The organism is Paracoccus sp. (in: a-proteobacteria), assembly GCF_030536915.1.
In the GTDB taxonomy this organism is placed as follows: Bacteria; Pseudomonadota; Alphaproteobacteria; order Rhodobacterales; family Rhodobacteraceae; genus Paracoccus.
Map to the genome: position 1 here is coordinate 1 of NZ_JAUNPC010000023.1, position 3,596 is coordinate 3,596.

The 3,596-nt window shown below is 67.9% G+C and carries 3 protein-coding genes; all 3 read left to right on the forward strand.

The features are described 5' to 3' along the window. Positions 1 to 252: 252 nt before the first annotated feature. Entirely contained in the window at positions 253 to 1,656 is a 1,404-nt protein-coding gene (gene murD / locus Q4F04_RS06035) for a UDP-N-acetylmuramoyl-L-alanine--D-glutamate ligase (RefSeq protein ID WP_303368936.1), read from the forward strand. A gap of 104 nt (positions 1,657 to 1,760) precedes the next feature. Continuing rightward, the gene (locus Q4F04_RS06040; protein WP_303368937.1) at positions 1,761 to 2,234 is read left to right on the forward strand and encodes a GFA family protein; all 474 of its coding nucleotides are present in this window, start codon (positions 1,761 to 1,763) and stop codon (positions 2,232 to 2,234) included. Between the two features lie 128 nt (positions 2,235 to 2,362). After that, on the forward strand, positions 2,363 to 3,529 hold the full coding sequence (locus Q4F04_RS06045) for a putative peptidoglycan glycosyltransferase FtsW (protein WP_303368938.1): 1,167 nt from the start codon (positions 2,363 to 2,365) through the stop codon (positions 3,527 to 3,529). Positions 3,530 to 3,596: the final 67 nt, after the last annotated feature.

Sequence of the window (3,596 nt, forward strand, 5' to 3'; positions counted from 1 at the left end):
CTAGGTCCGTTGATATCATATCTTGTAGCAGGCTGGGCTCTTTTCTTGATCATTGGCATAGTATGGGCGTTACTCTATGGAGCCGTCGCGAAAGATCATAAGACGCTGCGCAGAGCCCAATCGGTTGTAGACGCACGGCAGGTCCTTCTTGTAACTGGTCCAGCTTCAGCACGAATGTCATTTACGATTATCGTTGCTGCGTTGGTGGTTGTGTTGTTCGTTCTGCGGCTGGGAATAATGGAGGGTTAAGTGATGATCCCCGTCCAAGGCGTCGCCAACCAGACCATCGCCGTCCTGGGCCTCGGCCGCTCGGGCCGGGCAACCATCGCCGCGCTGCGCGAGGGTAGCGCCCATGTCGTCGCCTGGGACGACAGCGCCGAGACGCGGGCGCAGGCGGAAGCCGAGGGACTGACGCTCATCGACCTGACCCGCGATGCGGGCTGGCGGGACCGGATCGACGCACTCATCACCTCGCCCGGCATCCCGCATCTCTATCCGCATCCACACCCGGCCATCGCCCAGGCGCTGAAGCGTGGCGTGCCGGTAGACAACGACATCGGGCTGTTCTTCCGCAGCTTCGGGGCGCTCGACTGGGCGGTCTTCGACACGCCCCCGCGAGTCATCTGCGTCACCGGCTCGAACGGCAAGTCCACCACCACGGCGCTGATCCACCACATCCTGACCGCTGCAGGCCGCCCCACGCAGATCGGCGGCAACATCGGGACCGGAGTCCTGTCGCTCGACCCGCCCGTGGACGGAGAGGTGGTGGTGCTGGAACTCTCCTCCTACCAGACCGACCTTGCCCGGTCGCTGACGCCGGACGTGGCGGTCTTCACCAACCTGTCGCCCGACCACATGGACCGGCATGGAGGCTTCGGCGGCTATTTCGCGGCCAAGCGGCGGCTGTTCTCGGAAGGCGGTCCCGACCGCTGCGTGATCGGCGTGGACGAGGACGAGGGGCGCTACCTTGCCAACCAGATGGGGCAGGGGCCGCAGGACGACCGGGTGATCCGCGTCTCGGTCGAGGACAAGCTCGACGGCTTCGGCTGGTCCGTGTCGGCGCGCAAGGGCTTCCTTTCGGAATGGCGCAAGGGGCGGCAGGTGGCGTCGATCGATCTGCGCGGGATCACGGGCCTGCCCGGCGCACACAACCACCAGAACGCCTGCGCGGCCTATGCCGCCTGCCGCAGCATCGGCCTTGCCCCGCGCGACATCGAGGCCGCCTTCCACAGCTTCGCGGGCCTGCCGCATCGCAGCCAGACGGTGGCCGAGATCGGCGGCGTGCGCTGGGTGAACGACTCCAAGGCCACCAACGCCGATTCTGCCGCAAAAGCGCTGCTGGCCTTCGACAACATCCGCTGGATCGCGGGCGGCATGGGCAAGGACGGCGGCATTGCCGCGCTTGCGCCGCTGTTCCCGCGCATCCGCAAGGCCTACCTGATCGGCCATTCCGCCCGCGACTTCGCGCTGCAACTGTCGGACACGCCGCATGAGGTCGTGGAGACGATGGAGGCGGCCGTCGCCCGGGCGGCCGCCGAGGCCGAACCGGGGGATACCGTGCTACTCGCCCCCGCCTCGGCCAGCTTCGACCAATATCCGAACTTCGAGAAGCGGGGCGAGCATTTCACGGCGCTGGTTCAGGCCTTGCCGCGCTAGGGGGCTTCGGCCTCCCCCGGGGTATTTAGGCCAGAAACAAGCCCTTGCGGCTTGCCGGGCGTCATCGCCGGATGCAGGCTGGCGGCGGCAAAGCGGAGGGCTCGATGAACGGAAGGTGCGTCTGCGGCGGGGTGAGCTACCGGCTGGACCGATCTCCGCTGTTCACCCATTGCTGCCATTGCAGCTGGTGCCAGCGCGAGACCGGCAGCGCATTCGCCGTCAACGCGCTGATCGAGACCGCGCATGTCCATCTGTCCGGGCGGGTCGAGGAGCGGGCGATCCCCTCGGCCTCGGGCAAGGGGCAGATCCTCGTGGCCTGCGCCGATTGCCGCACCACGATCCTCAGCCACTATGGCGGCATGGGCCGGGCGCTGGCCTTCGTGCGCACCGGCACGCTGGAGGACCCCGGCGCGGTGCCGCCCGACATCCACATCCATGTGACCACGCGGCGCCCTTGGGTGATCCTGCCCGAGGGCGTGCCGGCCATGCCCGGCTATTACCGCGCCTCGGAACACTGGCCCGCCGCGGCGCTGGCGCGGCGCGATGCGCTGCGGCAGGCGCAGACCTCGGGTTCCTGAGGGCGCAGAGGCGGACCGGCGGCTGATCGCGCAAACATTTCTGGCCTCACGACGCCTTCCGCGCTATCTTCCTGCCCAGATCCGGGCCGAACCGGACATGAGGCAGAGGCAGTGACAGCGGTGACCCCATGACCGAGATGGTCTACGGCGCCACGCCCGTGCGCGTGGGCGAGCCGATTCTTCCACGCTGGTGGCGGACGGTGGACAAATGGGCACTGGCCTGTGTGCTGGCGCTGTTCGCGCTGGGCCTGCTGCTGGGCCTCGCAGCGTCCGTGCCGCTGGCCGAGCGCAACAACCTGCCTGCCTTCTATTACGTCACCCGTCAGGCGGCCTTCGGGGGGATGGCGCTGGGGGTGATGCTGGTCATCTCGATGCTGTCGCCGGTGCAGGTGCGCCGCCTTGGCGTGCTGCTGTTCATCGGCGCTTTCCTGACCGTCGCCGCGCTGCCGGTGATCGGCACCGACTTCGGCAAGGGGGCGACGCGCTGGCTGTCCTTGGGCTTCGCCTCGGTCCAGCCGTCCGAGTTCCTCAAGCCCGGATTCATCGCGATCTGCGGCTGGTTCATGGCCTCGGCCCAGACGGTGGGCGGGCCTCCGGGCAAGCTTTATTCGTTCTTCATCGCCGGCGCCGTCATCGTCATGCTGGCGCTGCAGCCGGACTTCGGCCAGGCGTCGCTGGTGCTGTTCTCCTGGCTGGTAATGTATTTCGTCGCCGGCGCGCCAGTGGTGCTGATCGCGGGCACGGTCGGGCTGGCCGGGATCGGCGGACTTTTCGCCTATGCCAACAGCGAGCATTTCGCCCGCCGCATCAACGGCTTCCTGTCGAATGACGTCGATCCCCGCACCCAGATCGGCTATGCCACCAACGCCATCCAGGAAGGCGGCTTCTTCGGCGTGGGCGTGGGCGAGGGCACGGTCAAATGGTCGCTGCCGGACGCGCATACCGACTTCATCATCGCGGTCGCGGCCGAGGAATACGGCTTCGTCATGGTCCTGGCGATCATCGCGCTTTACTGCGCCATTGTCGTGCGCTCGCTGTGGCGGCTTCTGGGGGAACGCGATCCCTTTGCGCGCATCGCAGGGACGGGCCTCGCCTGCGCCTTCGGGGTGCAGGCGCTGATCAACATGGGCGTGGCGGTGCGGCTGCTGCCGGCCAAGGGGATGACGCTGCCCTTCGTCAGCTACGGCGGCTCGTCGGTGATCGCCTCGGGGATCACGCTGGGGATGCTGCTGGCGCTGACCCGCACGCGGCCGCAGAACGCGCTGGCCGACGTGCTGGGGCGGCCGGGCCGATGAACGGAAGGCTGGCGCTGATCGCCGCCGGAGGGACCGGTGGGCACATGTTCCCTGCGCAGGCGCTGGC